Raw genomic sequence first — 17,608 nt, forward strand, 5'->3', positions numbered from 1 at the left:
GTTGTAGCTGTCCGTGATTTTGGCCGGGATGGCGCCGCGCGAGATTTTGTCGACGTAGTCCGCCGCCACGTTGAGCGGGCCGATCACGGCATCCAGGGTGTTGTTTACGCCTTGGACGATTTTGCGGAAATCGCCCTGGTGTTTGCCGGCATCGGCTCGGGTCGACAGTTTGCCTTCCACCGCCGCTTGCGACAGCATGCTGGCGTCGGCAATCAAGGACTGCACCGAGAACACAGCGGCTTTAATACCCTCGTTAAGCTGATTGAATTCCAAGCCGTAATTGTTATCGTCCCGGGGCGGCATTTCACCGCGACCCAGCATAGACACGGCATCGATCATTGACCTTACCGGCCGCAACACACCCATTACGATAGACCAGCTCACGGCAAGAAAAACTAATAGCAACAGGGACGCTATAATTAGTGAATTATTGACGCTTCGGTCCACCCTTTCTATGCGGTCGTCCAAGCCAGTACGCAACAGTTCTGCGAATTTGGCGGACAAGTCGAAATTATGTTGTACGACGCCAGTCATAGTGTTGAAGTAATCGGCAGCAGACATATCGACTTTGTTAGTCTGCAGAATCCCCTTTTTAACCAATGAAATGGCATTTTCGGCCTCGTCCTTGGATTTTTTGAGTGTTGAACGGAAAGCCTCATCCATATTGCCGATTTTGGCTGAACTCTCTTTGACTATCTCGAAGGTCTCTTCGGTAGAGTCCATGATTTCGCGCAAAGAAGCAGCTTCCTCAGGCGTAAATGTTCTCCGTTGCAGCATGGAAGCGCCTAGGCCTCTGATCAGACCAAATTGCTCACATAGATCCGGAATTAGATCAACCGACAACAATTGCGCGTAATAGGTATTATGTTCCGGGTCCAGCGCCAATCCGGACGCATCAGCCACGTTACGGGTAAAAGCGTGCACCTGTTTAATAAATTCGGCGTGTTTACCAAAATTGGCTTGCGTATCGAATGTGTTGGACGCGGCCTCTAAATCGCGCCATTTTTCCTGCAAGGCTTGCCACGACTGGGTCAATCCAAAATCGGACAGTCGGCTATCCAGCGCAGTGATATTTGCGAGATGCTCATTAATTTCCTGACGTTTGGCGTTTCTCCGAGATATCTCCTGACCGTTGCCTGCAATCACCATCCCATTTATACCGCGATGATCCATCGCAAGTTGCATCAACTTAATGGTTGCAGTTGTGTAATCGATGCCCTTTTTTTCCTTTAATGCGACATCTTTTTCATTGAGACTGCGCTCCACCAACAGGTAGGTTGGTACAGCAGACATAATGGTAGCCAGTACAATCAGCACAAGAAATTTTTGCCAAAGTTTGATCTTGCTCAGCATGGTGTTCAGTGTTTTTGGTTGAAATGGATTTTTTATGTGACCGGATTTAATTCCGGCATATAGCTTTGCGGCCTCGTCGATATCCTGACGGCGGGGTTTATAGCGTAGAGAGCGATAGCCAACGATTTTGCCGCCGTTATAGACCGGCGAGACGTTGGCCTCAACCCAGTAGAAATCCCCGTGCTTGGAGCGGTTCTTTACTAGCCCTCGCCAGGTTTTCCCGGCCTGGATGTCGCGCCACATCCATTCATAGGCTTCTTCCGGCATGTCCGGATGGCGCACAATGTTGTGGGGCTGGCCCATCAGTTCTTGTTCGCTAAATCCACTCAATTTAACGAATGCCGGGCTAACGCTGGTGATATGCCCTTCTAAATCGGTTGTAGAACTTAGTATCTCGTCTTCGTCGAAATTTAATTCGATATTAGTAACAGGTTGATTATTTCTCATGGCTTAATTCCCAATTCGCAAAGAGAATGATCGGTACAGCATCATGCCGACAAGGACAGGGCGTGACGCTGCATTTTCTGTTCAAACGAACCCACTAAAACCGGTACATCGAGGATTAACGCAACTTCGCCGCTACCGAGGATGGTCGAACCGCCCAAGCCCTGAACATGAGCAAACAGCTTTCCAAGCGGCTTAATCACGGTTTGAAACTCGCCAAGCAAGCGGTCTACGACCAAGCCGGTCTTGGCCCCGGCAACATCGACCACCACCACATTCGCCCGCCGCGGGGGTTGCTCGTTGATGCCGAACAGGCTGCGCAAACGGATGAACGGCAGTACCTCGCCGCGTAAATCCATGTAGTCGTTGTGACCGGTGTCGTTAGTCAATTCCACGCATTCTACGACCCGATCCAGCGGCACTACGAACGAGGACTTGCCAACACCGACCAAAAAGCCGTCGATAATCGCTAACGTTAAAGGCAAGCGGATACGCATGGTAGTACCGACGCCGATAGCGCTGTCCACCTCTATACTGCCGCGCAAGTCGGTCACGTTGCGTTTCACCACATCCATACCGACGCCGCGGCCGGACAGGTTGGAAATTTGTGCGGCTGTGGAGAAACCAGGTTCGAAGATCAAGGCGTAGACTTCTTGATCGGATAACTTGGCATCGGCCGAGACCATGCCTTTTTCGACGGCTTTGGCCAGAATGCGCTCGCGATTCAAGCCGCCACCATCGTCGCTGACTTCGATCGCAATAGTTCCGGATTCGTGATAGGCATTCAGCCGTAGCGTGCCCTGGCTGGGTTTACCTTTTTGATGACGAACTTCGGCCGATTCGATGCCGTGATCCATTGCATTGCGCACCAAGTGCATCAGCGGATCGCCGATTTTTTCGACCACGGATTTGTCGACTTCGGTTTCGCCGCCGGTAATCACCAAATTGATGTCTTTACCCAATTCTTTACTAACGTCGCGAACCACCCGTTGGAAACGGCTGAATGTGGTCCCAATCGGCACCATGCGCAATTGCAACGCGCTGTCGCGAACTTCTTCTACCAGCCGCATCATTTCGCCGGTAGCTTCCAACAACGCCGATTGCGCGGTTTGCAAGGCGCGCAGATTAACGCCGGCGCTGGAAATCACCAATTCGCCGATCAAGTCGATCAATTTATCCAGACGTTCGGCATCGACGCGAATGCTTTGGCTTTCGCGGGCTTTGTTGTCTTTGATCTGTTTTTGCTTTTCCAGCGCCGCCGTGACCAAGGGCTGCTGCACGACTTGCTGCTCGACCAGGATTTCTCCGATCGGTTGCGCCTGGTGACTGGTTTCGGAATCGTTTTTCTGTTTACTCAGGCCGTCTTCCAATTCGCGTTTGGTCAGCACGCCGCTTTTCACCAGTAATTCGCCGAGGAAAACATCGTCTTCCGGCAAGGAACGGATCAGTTCGATGTAATCGGCTATCGCGCTTTCCAAGGGCAAAATGTGGATGATACTGTCGGCCCTAACGAATTCGAATACGTTTTCCAGAGCTTCTTTACCGGCATCGCTTTTAACGTCGATTTCAAAGCCCAGATAATTGGTTTCCGGATCCATTTCTTCTACAGCGGGTATCCGGCTGGTAATCGTGGTCAAATTAACGATGCTTCCCAACGTCGTCATATAACGAATAAAAGACAACGGATCCATGCCGTTGCGCAGAGAATCTTCGCCGAACCGGAGCGAGATATGCCAATTGCCGGTCTCGACTTCACCGCCGCCGCTGGTTTCCACCCGCTCCTGAGTCGAGGCAACCGTTGCCACCGGGCCAGCTTTGTTGCCATCCAGAAACGGCCGCAGTTCGGCCAACAGCACATCTCCGGCCGCGGTCATATCGGGGTTCTCGTCGACATCCCCGTCAACCACAGCCCGAATCAATAGTGCGATGTGGTCGCAACAAGGTAACAATACCGCCACCAGATCGGAGCTGACGTCGAGTTTACCTTCGCGTACGGCATCCAGAATGCTTTCGACCACGTGGGTGAATTTGACGATGTGGTCCAGGCCGAATAAACCGGACGAACCCTTGATGGTATGGGCGGCGCGGAAAATCGAATTGATCCGTTCCGTCGGGTCTTCCCCGTCTTCCAGACTCAGGAGCCCGTCTTCCATGTCTTGCAGCAGTTCCAGACTCTCTATTGTGAACGTGACCAGAGCGGCCTTCATTTCGGCGTCGATACTCATTTGGTTAGTCCTCGTTATGCGAAATTACCACTTGGTCGCCAAACGCCGTGGTCAGATTGGCGAGTTCCAAAATTTCCAGAACCACCTTGCTATGCATGACAAAACGCAGGGCCTTCCCGGCGCGAGCCGCCTCCCGTTTGGCCAGAATCAACAACTGCAAACCGGCAGTATCCATTTCGGAGACCTGGGATAAATTGATTTCCAAATCGTCGCCCGACCCCAGAAAATTCAGCAGACCGGATTTCTGTTCCGCGGCGGTAAAGATGGTCAATTCATCTTCTATCGTTAGCGTTTGCATCGTCAAAACCTCGCCATATAAGTTGGATAAGCCTGAAACCGTCGACCTGGAATAACCGGCAAAGCTATTAGGGCAAAATCAATTTCGACACGGCAGCCAGCATTTGCGCCGGCTGAAACGGTTTAACCACCCAGGCTTTGGCACCGGCGGCTTGCCCTTCCTGCTTCTTGCTTTCTTGCGACTCGGTGGTCAGCATGATGACCGGAGTAAACTTATAAGCGGGCAATTGCTTGAGTTCTTTAACGAAGGTGATACCGTCCATATTCGGCATGTTTACGTCAGAAATCACCAAATGCACTTTTTGCCCATTCAATTTGCTCAGCGCATCTTTGCCGTCGACGCCTTCGATAACGTCGTAGCCGGCACCTTTCAGAGCAATACTGACAACTTGACGGACCGATGCTGAGTCATCAACCACTAAAATTGTTTTGGCCATTTTTTGTTCCTAGAAAAAAGTAATTTCGGTAGAAGGTTGTTCGTGGTGCGCACTACCGCCGTGGGCGCTGTGCTCGGAAACCATAGTGTATGTGCTGCGCAACTCGTGCAGAATGTCGTCGGTAGCCAACGGCTTGAGTCCGAAAACGCCGTCGCCTTGGCTGCGCATGATATGGCGCGGCAGATCGCTGATGCTGTCGCGCACATGCGACAACACCTGACCAATCCGATCCTGAAATTGAAATTGCACCAGCGACTCGTCGATCTCGCGTTTGATCACACGGGCCTGTTTATTCATCTCTTCGGAATGCCGCTGCAGCGTTTCGAACACCCCGTGCAACGCACTCATCACGTTTTGGATATTGCCTTGCGACGCGGCAACCGCCGCGGTTTCGTTTTCGGTGCTTTTCTCCACGGCTGCCAAGGTGGTTTGAATCGCTCCGCTGACTTGATCGACCTTAGAACCGATCAGTTTGCCGGTCTCACCGGACAGGTTGGAGAGCTTACGCACCTCATCGGCAACCACGGCAAATCCCCGGCCGGCTTCGCCGGCTCTGGCCGCCTCGATCGCCGCATTCAATGCGATCAAATTGGTCTGCTCGGCGATCCGCGCCACTTCTTTGGCCATGGTTTTCAATTCTTCTATGAAACCGGCTAAGGAACGGATTTTGGTCAGTACCTGTAAATTTTCCTGTAGCGCGGCGTCCAGTGAACCGACAACTTTCTGTAGATTGGCGTTACTCGTCGAAAAAATATCCTCGTTTCGGCCGAATGCCGGATTGCTAGAAGAGCCAACCAAGACGTCGAGGCCGCTGGTGATGCCGGCAAAGCGCCCGGTTAATTCGCCAATGGCCTGTTCCATTTCTTGGCGCGAGGATTCAATGTGCTTGGACCAAACCGGAGCGACTTCGTTGGCAAACTTGTCGATCCCGGTAAGGTATTTTTCCACATCAGGAACCGGCAACGATGGCGGCGGTTTGGGCATGCTGGCCTGCTCCAAAAGCAAACGGCGCTTGGTATACGAAGAAGCAAGCCAAGCGCTCAACAACGAGCAGGCGAGCAACAATAGTATTACTTGAAACATAGGCACGGGATCCGCCTCCCTTTTCCGTTTAATCGAATTGCTAGGATTTATTCAAAGATTCGGTAGCAATCATGTGTCAAGCAGTATAGACAGAGAATTCCGTATTGCTAATGCGGACATGTAGGAAATGTCCGACTCGCCGCAATCGGCCAATAAATTTTGTGGATCAGTTACGGCTGAGGCTTGTCATGCTTGAATAAGACTCTTAAAGTGTGGCGCTTTTACGCACTTTGAAGATGACTATGCACGACTATCCGGAAAAAACTTGCGATATCGATCGGTTGGTCCGCCACCCCAAACTGGTGGCGGCTGCGCTAGCCGGGGAAAAGACCCAGCAACGCCGCGACGGCCTCTATGCCTATCCGGGCGAGAGGTTTATTCTGGAAGGAGTGGAATTCGAGGTAACGGAAGTCGAGCGGCAACGAATCGGCGATATGACGGACGCCGACGCCCGCGCCGAGGGCTATCCGAATTTAGCGATGTACAAGGATTTGATCTTACGCATGCACAGCGGCATGGAATGGAACGAAGACGGCTTGGTCTGGCTGCACTGCTTCAAGCGTCGCCAGCCGGAATAACGATTCCTTTTTCGGCCAGTTCCCGCAGCATCGATAGACCGTTGCTCTGAATCAGTTGCGGCTCGATCTGCGGGAACTCGGCTGCCACGTTTTGCAAACATTGCGCGGCCGGCATTGGCCCCCGGTCTTGCAGGATTTGCAACACGCTTAGCGTCAGACCGCTAACCTGCAAAAAGTGGACTTGGTCCATCCCGTCGCGATAAACGACCAGACAGGTGGCCTGCTCGGGCGGCTGCAACGGCAGGAAATCGGGACCGATCCGATGCACCGGATATTGGTACAACAACGGCAAAGCCAGTTCTGACAGCGCAATCCTTTGGGTCGTTAGGCCGTCCAAAAACGCTTGATCACCTAGTTTCGGCGCGTCCTTGGCAATCGACAGCGCCATTTCCACCCACTCATAATGCGCTAGCTCCAGCAGGAAGGGATAATCCTCCGGATTGCTGCGCTCGTTTTGCAAATACTCCAAAAACTCTTCGGCAATCTCGGAAAAATACGGCGTTCGGGAACGGTGGCGGGAAAAAAAATCCCGGGTCAATTCCAGCCATTGGGCATCATCCAGAATCGCCCTGACCACCGGGAAATTGCTGGCGATGAAGCTGTCTATATTGTTGAAAAACAATTCACGGTACATCGCCATCCGTCTAGGCTCGACATCGGCCGGGGGCGGATTACTATGCGGATCGCGGATATAGGCGGCAAAGCGCTGTTGCGTACTTTGAAAAGATGCCGCCATCACGCCACCCGTTTTTCGGCGGCAACGGCATGCTGTTGAACGGCGCTGATCGTGCCCACTTCCTGTAACAATTCGGCCAAAGGTGGAATGTTGAAATCCCGTTCCAATAAGGTTGGGAAAACGCCGAACAGGCGGTAAGCCGTCTCCAGTAACTTCCAAACCGGATCGATCACCGTCGCGCCGTGGGTATCAACCAAAAAGTCTTTGGCTTCAACGTAATGGCCGGCGATGTGGGCGTAAGCGATGCGGTCGCCGGGCATAGCCCGTAGAAAGGCTTCCGCGTCGTACCCGTGGTTGACGCTATTGACGTAGATGTTATTGATGTCGAGCAGCACATCGCAATCGGCCTCGGCGACGACGGCATTGAAGAAATCAATCTCGGTCATCTCCCGGCCTGGCGCGGCATAGTAAGAAATATTTTCGATGGCAATGCGCTGTTCGAGAATGTCTTGCACCCGGCGAATTCGCGCCGCGACATGTTTGACCGCATCCTCGGTAAACGGCATCGGCATCAAATCGTACAGATGTCCGCCGTGGCTGCAATAACTGAGGTGTTCGCTGTAAAACTTGATGCCGTGTTCGGCCATGAACCGTTTCATATCGCGCACGAATTGCTCGTCGAGCGGATCGCTGCTGCCGATGGACAAAGACAAGCCGTGGCAAACAAAGTCGAAACGCTCGGTCATGGCCCGAAATTGTTTGCCGAACTTGCCGCCTATCGGCATCCAATTCTCCGGCGCTACCTCGTAAAACCCGATTTGCGCCGGCGGCTGCTCGACAATCTCGCTCAAAAACGAACGACGCAAACCCAGGCCGACACCATGGACCAGATTGCGGACGCTTCGCATCGCTTACTCTTCCGGTTTATGCGTCGAACGCCAAAACAAGGCCAAGCCTATCGCCACCAGCACGCCCAGGATATACATTTCGTATTTTTTGACTTGGCCCATGATGGACTCGGCGAACTGGCCAAAGGTATAACCCAAGTAACCGACTGCTATCGCCCAGATCGCCGCACCCAAAAAATTCAAGGCAAAAAACTTAAGCGGATGAATCTTGCTGGCGCCGATTACGAACGGCGTGACGTTACGCACGCCGTAAAGAAAGCGGAAACCGAGAATCACCGGTATCTGGTGCTTGTGCAGTAGATCGAACACTTTGTCGGTTTTACTGTGCCAGAGCGGCCTTTTTTCCAAAAAGGAGATACCTTTCCACCGCCCCAGATAAAAAAAGGTCTGGTCGCCGGCAAAAGTACCGAGGAACGCTGTCAACATGACCCATTCCAACGCCAAATAGCCGCTATGCGCCAAAAAGCCGGCAATCACCAAAATGGTTTCGCCTTCCAGATAGGTACCGATAAATAAGGCCAGATAACCGTAATCGATAACCAGCTGCTGTATATCCTGAAAATCCATAACGTCGATTCAATACCGTCAGGTCGGAGAATTAATGGCCGGCCGCTTTGTCGGCATCCATTTTGCTGCCGCAACTGCCTTCGCCGCCTTTCATCATGGCGCCGCAGCTATGTTCGCCGGCTTTTTTATCCGGATTCATCATCGCACCGCAGCTACCTTCTTCGGCTTGTTTCGGTTTGTCGGCGTTACCATGATCCATACCGCCCATCATGCCCATGCCGCAGGCGCCTTCCTTGCCTTTCATCATTGCACCGCACATGTTTTCCATGCCCGGCTTCATTTTGCCGCCGCTCATCATGCCGCCGCACATGCCTTCGCCACAGGAACCTTCGGTTTTCTTCGCGTCGGATTTTTTAGCGCCGGCAGCCACTTTCTTACCGTTGCTGTCCATCGCATTGGAACCGCAGGCACCTTGGCTGATTTTGCCGTTGGAATGCTCGGCGTGTGAGGTTGCAACCTGCATGTACCCGCCGGCCAGTTCCGACAACGCAAACGGATTGGGCTCGGCTTGCGCGTTCGCAGCGATACCGGACAAAAGGGCACCGCCCATTGCAGCGGCCAACGGAGATTTATTGAATTTTTTCATTTAGCTATCCTCTCGTGCGTTTTTGTAATTATGTTATCCGGCCTTCGTCCGGCCGCATTACGACGGGCAAACGTCCTGCTGCTTCGATTCTGATTATTGCATACTCACGCTAGATTCTTGTCCTTAAATTCGCAAAGGTCGGCAATACAACAAGCCTCGCAGCGGGGTTTGCGGGCGATACAGATGTAGCGGCCGTGCAGAATCAACAAATGATGTGCATCTTTCTTGTGGGATTTCGGCACCGTCTTGTCCAATTTTTTCTCCACCTCAAGCACGTTTTTTCCCGGCGCCAGACCGGTGCGGTTCGCGACCCGGAAAATATGGGTATCGACCGCGATGGTCGGTTGCCCAAACGCGGTATTCAAAACCACGTTAGCCGTCTTGCGGCCGACGCCGGCCAGCGCCTCTAACGCTTCTCGCTCGCGGGGCACCTCGCCTTGGTGCTTTTCCAACAGAGTCTGACAAAGTTTTATGACATTTGCCGCCTTGCTGTTAAATAAACCAATGGTTTTGATATGTTCTTTTAAGCCGTCTTCGCCCAAAGCCAAAATCGCCTGCGGTGTATTCGCCACCGGAAACAGCTTGGCGGTAGCTTTATTAACCCCCTTATCGGTCGCCTGTGCCGACAGCACCACCGCCACCAATAATTCGAACGGCGAACTGTAATTTAACTCTGTCGTGGGGTTAGGCGTGGCCTCGGCCAGACGTTCGAAAATGGCCAGACGTTTGTCGTTATTCATACCGGATCGATACCCTCGGGTTTAAGTTTTCCAGGCAATTAAACATTCGGCAAGCAAGTCCAGGCAATCCTTCTGCCGCCAGCCACCTGAAATTCGATAACGCGGATTTGGCCGGAACCATTCCGCGCCCCTCCAGTCTCTAGCTGGCACCCAAGCGGGTGCGCAGAACCACTAAACACATCAATTCGGGGGAATTATGAAAACGTTATCAAGCATTATCCTAAGCGCACTGTTGCTAGCCGCTACCGGCGCCCTTGCAGAAGAACACGCCGCCACCGCACTGGAACACGCCAATCAGGCCGTCACCCACGGCAAAGCCGGCCATGCCTCGGTACTGGTAGAACACGCCGAAGCCGCTCTGCCTCATGCCAAAAAAGGCGCCGAAGTTGCCAAAGGCGAAGCCAAAACTCATCTCGATGCCGGCGTCAAATCGTTGGAAAGCGCGATAGAACACGGCAAAATGGGCCATGCCGACGTTGCGACCAAAGCCGCCGAGGAAGCCGTCGAACATATCAAGGCCGGCAATAAATAACCCGTCAAACTCCCGCAATCAGAATTCAACCGCGGCCTGAGGCCGCCGGGTAGAGACGCCATCGACTGCGTCTCTACCCGCAATCCATCATACCGACACGGCTCCGGCAATGTGCGGGTGGGCTTGGTAATCCAATAACTGAAAATCGGCGAATCGATAATCGAAAATCGACTCCGGCCGACGGCCGAACTGCAAACGCGGCGGCGGCAAAGGTTGGCGACTCAACTGCAACTCGACTTGGGCAAAATGGTTGCGGTAGACGTGCACATCGCCGAACGACATGATCAATTCGCCGACTTCGAAGCCACATTGCTGGGCCAACATGTGCGTCAATAACGCCACACTGGCTTGGTTGTACGGCACGCCCAAAAAACAGTCGGCACTGCGTTGGGTCATCATGCAGGACAATTTACCGTTCGCCACGTAAAACTGGTACAGCACGTGGCACGGCGGCAACGCCATCCTGCCGGCCGCCGCATTTTCGCGCGGCCCGATCGATTCGTCCGGCAGAAAACCCACGTTCCAGGCGCTGACCAGGTGCCGGCGCGAGTCGGGTTTGCGCTTCAAGCCATCGACCAGAATCTCGATCTGATCGAAACGCCTTCCATCCGGCCCCAACCAGTTGCGCCACTGCGCGCCGTAAACCGGGCCCAGCTCGCCATCCGGCGTTGCCCATTCGTCCCAGATCGTGACGCCGTGGTCGTTCAGGTATTTGATATTGGTGTCGCCCCGCAAAAACCAGAGCAACTCGTAAGCTATCGACTTGAAGTGCAGTTTTTTGGTGGTCAACAACGGAAACCCATCGGCCAGGTTGTAACGAATTTGCCGGCCGAAAACCGAACGGGTACCGGTGCCGGTACGGTCGCTTTTATCGACGCCGTTGGCCATGATATCGGCCAGAAGCTCTAAATATGGTTGCATAGCAAGTTAAGCGGACAAATTGCCTCAGTATAACGGGGACGGGGGATAACGCGTAAACGGTTATGCACGTACCGGCAGCCCTTGGCTATAAATATTGCAACCAACGCCACTGCGGCCGCGCCGCTTTGAACGCCTCGAACCAACGGCAAACCGGATACAGCATCATCAACACCAGCAGCCAGACGCCGTAAACGCCGGGCAGTCCGAAGCCGTAATCGGCCGGCCAATCTTTTTGCCAGATACCGCCGCCGGCCACGACCGCCACCGGTCCACCGCTAACCAAGGCCACCAGCACCGCCAAACCGTGGATTGCATAGAGATGGATCAGATAGTAAAACAACGGCGTTCTGCCGAACACCTGCACCACCACTATCGGCCGGGACGCAAGCGCCAGAAACATCAATGCCGGCCCCAGCGTCATCAATAGATACAACAAGGACGGCGGATATTTGTGGCAGTTTAAAAACGACAACAACGTAAATACCGGATCGGGGTAAGCTTGCCACGGCTGCGGATCGCCGTATGAATTGCTGTAGCGCAGTAATATGAAAACAGCAAACAAGCCGCCGCCCAACCACGCCAGCCGCCGCGGTTTACGCCATTGCTCTGCATCCAACAAATGGCCGAAACCGTAGCCCAAGGCCATCACCCCGATCCACGGAATCAGGGGATAGTAAGGATTCAACACAAACCCGCCGCCGAAATCGATGTCATCGCCGGTATGCAACACCGACCACCACGGACCGAACCACCCCATCTCGGCCGGTTTCAAGCCGTCAAACACGTTATGGCCGACAACCATCAAGACGCCGATGGAGACCACCCAACCCAGCGGCAATTTGACCAGCACCGCCAAAACCATCATCGACCAACCCAGCGCCCACAACACGCCGGCGTCGACGTGGCGCAAATCGGCACGAAAATTCCAGGCCCAAGCTTCAACCGTAACAACCAGTAGCAGCAATAACAAACCGCGCTTGGCCAGAAAGCCGCTGACCGGTGCGGCCGGCCCACGTTTAGCTGCCCACAAACAGGCGCTGGTACCAGCCAGAAACACGAACACCGCCGCGCAGAAATGGGTAATCCAGCGGGTCATAAACAATGCCGCAGAAGTTTTCTGCAAATCGGTAGGATCGAAATGAGAGATGCTGAAAAAATCGCGAGTATGGTCTAGCGTCATCAATATCATGACCAAACCGCGCAGATTATCCAAACAAGCGATACGTCGGACCATATTGAGTGCCACCCAAGCCAAATCGGCTTAGCTTATCGGCGGAGTAGCGGAAGTCAATCAATGTCGGCCGATGAAGCCTCCGGATTTGGTGAAAGCCGACCGGCAGATCCGTAATAATCTTGGACCTGACCGCTCGGCTACTGCCCAGACAATTGCAACCCTAACTATGGGTTTAGCGGCATCGCCTGTGCTTCGGGTACTTAAATCACACCCAAGCTGGTGCAGAGCAATAACAGGCTGGAACAGCAAATCGAGATCAGGACAGTCAATGCCAGCGCGACATCGGCAAAACAAGCCAAGTAAGCCAATATCTTATGCCCGTCGATGGCTTTGGCTTGAACTACGGCAACCTGGGCAAAATCTGCGATTTTCGGGTGATGGTGTAAGGTGTTCATAATCGCCCCCGGTATATGGTTTTGTGGCGTCAAAACACCTGCATAAAGCGAACCTGGGCATAAAACCTTTTGAAAATCAAAGCCGACAACAGCCGAACACCGCTACGACCCAGCGGCAATTGTCAAAAAACGCGACACTCACAACCTAGCGCGATCGCCTCGATCGGCTGTCAGAACTCAGCAAATTCGAGGACCGATACGCCAACGCCGGCCGTCAGATCCCGCACGCACGGCTGACGCCGTCAAATATTCCGACACCCGGCCAGGATCGGCTAAGCGACGGCAATCAGTGATGCCAATGGTGGCGGTGATGGCGATGATGCCAACCGCCGTGGTGCGGGCCGGCGTCGTAGCCATAGCCGCCGTAAGGCGCGTAGTAACCGGCCGAACGCTGGCCGTAGGGCACATAGGCCACACATCCCGACAGCAACATCAGTCCGGCCAGCAAAAACAATAAACGCAGGTAGCGACGCATGACTACCAGCCTCGCCGGTAGTCAAAATCCCGATCCGGCCCGTATCGGTCATAGCGGTAGTATCTGGGCGGCGTCAGCTCGCGATACCCCGGCGGTATGGGGCGAACACCCCAATACGGCTGAGAGTACGCGGGATAGTAAGGCCGGTCGTAGCCCCAGAAACGGGGGTGATGATGTCTGTGGTGATGATGGTGGCGACCATAGCCCCAATCCCCGCCGTGCGCGGCCGCCACACCGGAAAACGATAAACAAAATACCGTGATTGCTAATAGTCTGAACATATATCCTCCTTCGCGGACTGTTTCAGTTGCGGCAGATTGTTCTCGGTTCAGCTTAATGGCCGCTTAGCCGGACGCTAACGGGTATCTTGTACTTGGGGCTGCTGGGGCGCCATGACGGACTCCGAAAGCCGCTCCTATTTTTGTCCGGCACCAACGCCGATTTCGACTACAGTTTTGCTTGCTGCTGCCAAACAAGCTGCATCACCGGAAAGTCGATACGGAATCGGCAATCACCCGAAACGGCCGGAAATTGCATCAGGTTTGCAGCACTTTGCTTGGCTGCTGGCGTTGCCGAGAGTCGGCGGTTAACCCAAAACCGCTTGAATTAGTTTTGCGCGAAAACCGGTTGAACCTCCCGCAAAAATTTAACTGAATTTATGCGCTACCCTGGCTAAAGCCAAACCAAACCGCGGAAAACAACAAAAGCTTAATCTTAAAGAAGGTAGGTAAACGATGGGATATTGCGACTATTTATATCGGCCGGACAACATAATTGGCTACAGTGGAGACTTGGACAATAATCCTACAGTGTATTTTGTTACCGAATCGAGAGATGAAAACGGCGCCATAAAAACCAAACAAGTCGGTGACGTCGCCCAGATTCTGTTTCTGAACGGCCACATCACCCAGGCGCATGGCCAGGCAAACAACATAGGCAGAGAGCTGGTAACCGAATCGTATTCTTACAGCATAATGAACGTCGAACCGGACATGATAGACGGTTTTAGTCCGAACCAAATTCAGGGAAAAAGGTTGCAGGAAACCTATCATCAAAGCGAAGTGCCTCTACCCACTCCCGGTTTTTACCCAACTCCCGATGGTTTTTCGGATTTTCATGTCAGCCGCAGTGTCTTCAAACCCGTGGATATGAAGGATTACGCCACGCTAATGAAATTAGCCAACGCGATTGCAAAATTTCCGCGGCTGAAGCAAATGTTTGGCGCTCGAGACGATGGATATATCAGGCGTCTATAGTCGGTGACCCGATCTTGAACGCTTTAACGGCATAGCCATTCTCGCTCCCTTGGCCTCGGCCTGGGTCGAATGTCTCTCAGAACGCTCTGATTACGCCGCACGGAGCCTGGATTGCGCAACGCCGTCCAGGCTGGTCAGGATGGGCCAAGCGGACTGACAACGCAAAGCTCGGCAGATTCGGCCGCAGCCCTTTAGAAATCGACAAACCAACCGCCTTGTTCCAAACCTGACAGTTTGTCAGTTTTCCACTACCCATTCGTACCCCAAACCCCTGATTCCATTCGCCCGGATAGGGCTTAACGCGCTAACAAACCACGGCTGGCGACACTTCTCCAACCGCTGTCGTGCTTGGTATTCATCTTGCTGGCTTAACAGAAAATTCTTGCTCATCAGCCAATCAGGTAAAGACCATGCACCACAATCCGTGGCCGGAAGAAGAACAGCGATGGGTCATTTGGAACGGCTCGCTCGGCATCGCCGATACCGTGACCATCGGCCTGATTAAAGCCAGTCCGCAGGCGAGGTATGCCTGGCTGGAAGAGCCCTACGACATGGTCGGCCCGTTCAACCTCGACGAGCTGGAAACGAACGGTTGGATAGGCTTCGAAGCTTGCACAGTAATGTCGCGGCAAAAATGGCAGGACGACCAAGTGGAGTTGCGCCGGGAGTCGTTGAAACTCCGCCGCGCGGCGCAGGAAAGACTTTACGAATACCAGGCCCGGCACCACCAAAGCCGTTTTCAGGCCCCCAGCCAGGATCGCCGCTTCAGCGAACGGCGACACCGGGAAGCATTGCACCTGCCGCTCGACGGCGTACTGAAAGCCTCCCAGATTAAAACCGCATTTCGGCGCCTCGCCCAAAAAACCCACCCCGACGTCGGCGGCAGCCACGAGCAATTCATTCGAATTACCGAAGCCCGCAATGCCTTACTGGAACGAGCATCGTAAATGAACCCGGCAAACAGGCGATGGCAGCGGCGACCTTGGCTTAACGTGCTGTTTGGCCTGCCGTAATTGGCGTTGCCGACAGTGTAATCCGCGGTTACGCCGATTTGGCGAATGACCCAGGAAGAAAAGAATTCGGCCGCAAATGCCGGACTAACCAGACCGTATAGACAACGTTGCCCAACGGTCAGCTGATGATAATAATCCAAACGAATGAGAGATTTATGGCTAAAGATTTAAACGAATTACGCGCGGTCTTGGACAAAATGGAAGAAATCGTCAAAAGCATGAGCGAAATGGACTCCGAAATCCTGGATTTCGTCGACGCAAATCATCCGGCTGCACTGAACGATCAAAAAGTCTTGCAGGCCTTCAAAAACATCGGCGACGCCGAAGACGAATTGCAAAGACAGCTGGGTTTGTTACGGTCCCGGTTGGCGACCAATATTCCGGAATTGAACGGCTGACAAATGGCTGAAACTAACTAGGCGAGCCCAAACTCGCCCGGTTTAAATTTTGACCTATTGGAATTTAAGGTGCGACTTGATATGGGCTGGCTTTGAACGCCGATGCTTTGAGCAATCATTCTGTTCTACAGCGGATTCAATCGAGTCAACCGAAACTGTACCAGTTGGCCCTGCCGGAAGCCTCGCGCAGCCTCGATGCACCGTTAGCGGAATCGAGGGCGTCGGCCGCACCGTTTGGAAGATAAGCTCGGCAATTGAAGGCGAGTTAGCCTTCAAATCCTCGATTCCATCAAGGCTATTTGCTGCTGGGCGGGCATCAGGGGCACTATTTCATAGACTCAGGGCAATACCCATGACGTCGGTCGAACTCAATACCTTCACGCTCCTGAAAATCGCCGTAAAGATAATGTTGCTTCGAGCGACCTTCACCCTTCGTTACTAGGCGACATCCGGTACGCTCCACCATCGGACTGATATGTCCATGGTCTTCCAGCCACTCCTCGTAGCCCCGAATGGAAGGCCCTCCAATGTTGATGACAAACTCCATACCGTAAAGACAGAACGCGAATAGCGTTTCCAAGCGCTTTGTCGTGAACAACGTGCACCCAAACCCAACCGGCACCCATTTCTTTGTATCGGGATGTCGCATCAGCGTTGTATCTGGATAAATGCGGCGCTGAGAATATGGCCACTCGAAGACTCCCCGTCCGTAGCGGACGAAGTTCCGAATGTTGTCGAAGAACGGCTCATCTATCATTCTTTCTGTGCCGTCTTCGCCATGCAGGAGCCTCTCGGCGAACGTTTCAAGCGCCATCTTGCAAAGAAAACGCGACATTTCCTTCTTTGGTGGATCCAAATCGATCACGAATAGGAAGCCGTTCTCAAGCCCGGACTTCCATTCCGACTCCAATCGCACACTATGGCGCAGGCATTCTGGATCAATCTCCAGCTTTCCATCACGTCCGCGACGGAATCCGACAGCCACGTCTGTTCCGCCAATGTGACCAAGAAGCGATGGAATTCTTCCGCGCTTGTTTGGCACTTGGTGCCAGGCTCGGATATTCCTCATTGATGGATGACTCAGAAGAGGTCCCTCAACCTCCCGAGCAAAGTAGTTGTTGCATTTATCGCAGACTACTCCAGGCGGCAGCACTCGTTTCTTGCTACCGAGAGATTCAGGCATGATGTGTTCAACGCTACGCGAACCAGCCGAGTCTTGTTTGCAGAATATGCAGCGCATGGTGAAACTATGATGCCCAACTGGTTATTTGATGGTTCCGTATATCCACCGAAAACGGTCCACAAAGCGACAATTTATGAGAAAAGGGGTCAGGTCTAGAATATAGCAAAACCTTTCTAGGACGCTTAATTGCTAGACCTAATGGAATGGTCCGCCCCACTTCACCAACCGGCTCAAGTGGGCCAAGATAGTCATTTTAAAATGACAGTTGAATTAGCGCAGATCATGAAAGAAACAAAAAATAAAGAGA

At 53.2% G+C, this 17,608-nt stretch carries 21 protein-coding genes and 1 pseudogene; 6 read left to right on the plus strand and 16 right to left on the minus strand.

The features are described from left to right. From AC0IM9_RS19995 to AC0IM9_RS20015, 5 genes are all read right to left on the minus strand, one after another. Positions 1-1,800 (minus strand): PAS domain S-box protein (locus AC0IM9_RS19995; RefSeq protein ID WP_482805195.1); only part of this gene is annotated, 1,800 nt, incomplete at its 3' end. 41 nt (positions 1,801-1,841) lie between these two features. Then, positions 1,842-4,022 (minus strand): chemotaxis protein CheA, encoded by a 2,181-nt coding sequence (locus AC0IM9_RS20000; RefSeq protein WP_482805196.1) that lies wholly within the window; start codon positions 4,020-4,022, stop codon positions 1,842-1,844. Between the two features lie 4 nt (positions 4,023-4,026). After that, positions 4,027-4,320, minus strand: coding sequence for an STAS domain-containing protein (locus tag AC0IM9_RS20005; protein ID WP_278209836.1), 294 nt, complete (start codon positions 4,318-4,320; stop codon positions 4,027-4,029). A 67-nt stretch (positions 4,321-4,387) separates the two neighbouring features. Next, on the minus strand, positions 4,388-4,756 hold the full coding sequence (locus tag AC0IM9_RS20010; RefSeq protein ID WP_064027959.1) for a response regulator: 369 nt from the start codon (positions 4,754-4,756) through the stop codon (positions 4,388-4,390). 9 nt (positions 4,757-4,765) lie between these two features. Further along, entirely contained in the window at positions 4,766-5,839 is a 1,074-nt protein-coding gene (locus AC0IM9_RS20015) for a methyl-accepting chemotaxis protein (protein WP_445372202.1), read from the minus strand. Between the two features lie 242 nt (positions 5,840-6,081). Here AC0IM9_RS20015 and AC0IM9_RS20020 point away from each other — a divergent pair, with 242 nt between their 5' ends. Beyond that, positions 6,082-6,417, plus strand: coding sequence for an ASCH domain-containing protein (locus AC0IM9_RS20020; RefSeq protein ID WP_140913971.1), 336 nt, complete (start codon positions 6,082-6,084; stop codon positions 6,415-6,417). Here AC0IM9_RS20020 and AC0IM9_RS20025 read toward each other — a convergent pair. The 5 genes from AC0IM9_RS20025 to nth all read right to left on the minus strand — a co-directional run bounded on the left by AC0IM9_RS20025 (position 6,395) and on the right by nth (position 9,894). Continuing rightward, positions 6,395-7,153 (minus strand): HvfC family RiPP maturation protein, encoded by a 759-nt coding sequence (locus AC0IM9_RS20025; protein ID WP_482805197.1) that lies wholly within the window; start codon positions 7,151-7,153, stop codon positions 6,395-6,397. The genes AC0IM9_RS20020 and AC0IM9_RS20025 overlap by 23 nt on opposite strands. Continuing rightward, positions 7,153-8,001, minus strand: a complete 849-nt coding sequence (locus AC0IM9_RS20030) for an HvfB family MNIO-type RiPP peptide maturase (protein ID WP_482805198.1) — start codon at positions 7,999-8,001, stop codon at positions 7,153-7,155. The genes AC0IM9_RS20025 and AC0IM9_RS20030 overlap by 1 nt, the downstream gene beginning before the upstream one ends. A gap of 3 nt (positions 8,002-8,004) precedes the next feature. Next, positions 8,005-8,568 carry a DedA family protein gene (locus AC0IM9_RS20035; protein ID WP_064023096.1) on the minus strand — a complete coding sequence of 188 codons (564 nt, stop codon included), beginning with the start codon at positions 8,566-8,568 and terminating at the stop codon, positions 8,005-8,007. Positions 8,569-8,599: 31 nt separating this feature from the next. Further along, complete coding sequence (locus AC0IM9_RS20040; RefSeq protein ID WP_140913956.1) at positions 8,600-9,154, minus strand: hypothetical protein; 555 nt, start codon at positions 9,152-9,154, stop codon at positions 8,600-8,602. A 104-nt stretch (positions 9,155-9,258) separates the two neighbouring features. Continuing rightward, positions 9,259-9,894: an endonuclease III gene (nth, locus tag AC0IM9_RS20045; RefSeq protein WP_482805199.1), complete on the minus strand. Its 636-nt coding sequence runs from the start codon at positions 9,892-9,894 to the stop codon at positions 9,259-9,261. 196 nt (positions 9,895-10,090) lie between these two features. Here nth and smbP point away from each other — a divergent pair, with 196 nt between their 5' ends. Then, complete coding sequence (smbP, locus tag AC0IM9_RS20050) at positions 10,091-10,426, plus strand: small metal-binding protein SmbP (RefSeq protein WP_140913958.1); 336 nt, start codon at positions 10,091-10,093, stop codon at positions 10,424-10,426. Between the two features lie 87 nt (positions 10,427-10,513). Here the strand turns inward: smbP and AC0IM9_RS20055 are convergent, their stop codons facing one another. From AC0IM9_RS20055 to AC0IM9_RS20070, 4 genes are all read right to left on the minus strand, one after another. Next, positions 10,514-11,347: a thymidylate synthase gene (locus tag AC0IM9_RS20055; RefSeq protein ID WP_140913959.1), complete on the minus strand. Its 834-nt coding sequence runs from the start codon at positions 11,345-11,347 to the stop codon at positions 10,514-10,516. Positions 11,348-11,432: 85 nt separating this feature from the next. Continuing rightward, positions 11,433-12,581 (minus strand): acetyltransferase domain-containing protein, encoded by a 1,149-nt coding sequence (locus AC0IM9_RS20060; RefSeq protein ID WP_482805200.1) that lies wholly within the window; start codon positions 12,579-12,581, stop codon positions 11,433-11,435. Between the two features lie 200 nt (positions 12,582-12,781). Beyond that, positions 12,782-12,976 (minus strand): hypothetical protein, encoded by a 195-nt coding sequence (locus tag AC0IM9_RS20065; protein WP_482805201.1) that lies wholly within the window; start codon positions 12,974-12,976, stop codon positions 12,782-12,784. Between the two features lie 286 nt (positions 12,977-13,262). Further along, entirely contained in the window at positions 13,263-13,451 is a 189-nt protein-coding gene (locus AC0IM9_RS20070; RefSeq protein WP_482805202.1) for a hypothetical protein, read from the minus strand. 392 nt (positions 13,452-13,843) lie between these two features. Between AC0IM9_RS20070 and AC0IM9_RS20075 the strand changes: the two genes are divergently transcribed. From AC0IM9_RS20075 to AC0IM9_RS20090, 4 genes are all read left to right on the plus strand, one after another. Continuing rightward, positions 13,844-14,041: a hypothetical protein gene (locus AC0IM9_RS20075; RefSeq protein ID WP_482805203.1), complete on the plus strand. Its 198-nt coding sequence runs from the start codon at positions 13,844-13,846 to the stop codon at positions 14,039-14,041. Between the two features lie 201 nt (positions 14,042-14,242). Then, complete coding sequence (locus tag AC0IM9_RS20080) at positions 14,243-14,707, plus strand: hypothetical protein (RefSeq protein ID WP_140913964.1); 465 nt, start codon at positions 14,243-14,245, stop codon at positions 14,705-14,707. Positions 14,708-15,117: 410 nt separating this feature from the next. Then, positions 15,118-15,654: a J domain-containing protein gene (locus tag AC0IM9_RS20085; protein WP_482805204.1), complete on the plus strand. Its 537-nt coding sequence runs from the start codon at positions 15,118-15,120 to the stop codon at positions 15,652-15,654. Positions 15,655-15,875: 221 nt separating this feature from the next. Continuing rightward, entirely contained in the window at positions 15,876-16,118 is a 243-nt protein-coding gene (locus tag AC0IM9_RS20090; protein WP_482805205.1) for a hypothetical protein, read from the plus strand. Positions 16,119-16,443: 325 nt separating this feature from the next. On the opposite strand, the gene AC0IM9_RS20095 is transcribed toward AC0IM9_RS20090, so the two are convergent. Together AC0IM9_RS20095 and AC0IM9_RS20100 are read right to left on the minus strand one after the other, a co-directional pair. Beyond that, the gene (locus AC0IM9_RS20095; protein WP_482805206.1) at positions 16,444-17,103 is read right to left on the minus strand and encodes a hypothetical protein; all 660 of its coding nucleotides are present in this window, start codon (positions 17,101-17,103) and stop codon (positions 16,444-16,446) included. Between the two features lie 102 nt (positions 17,104-17,205). Beyond that, positions 17,206-17,358: pseudogene (locus AC0IM9_RS20100) on the minus strand (HNH endonuclease); the annotation flags it as partial. Between the last annotated feature and the right edge of the window lie 250 nt (positions 17,359-17,608).

This window comes from Methylomonas sp. Uni0011 (genome assembly GCF_056850255.1).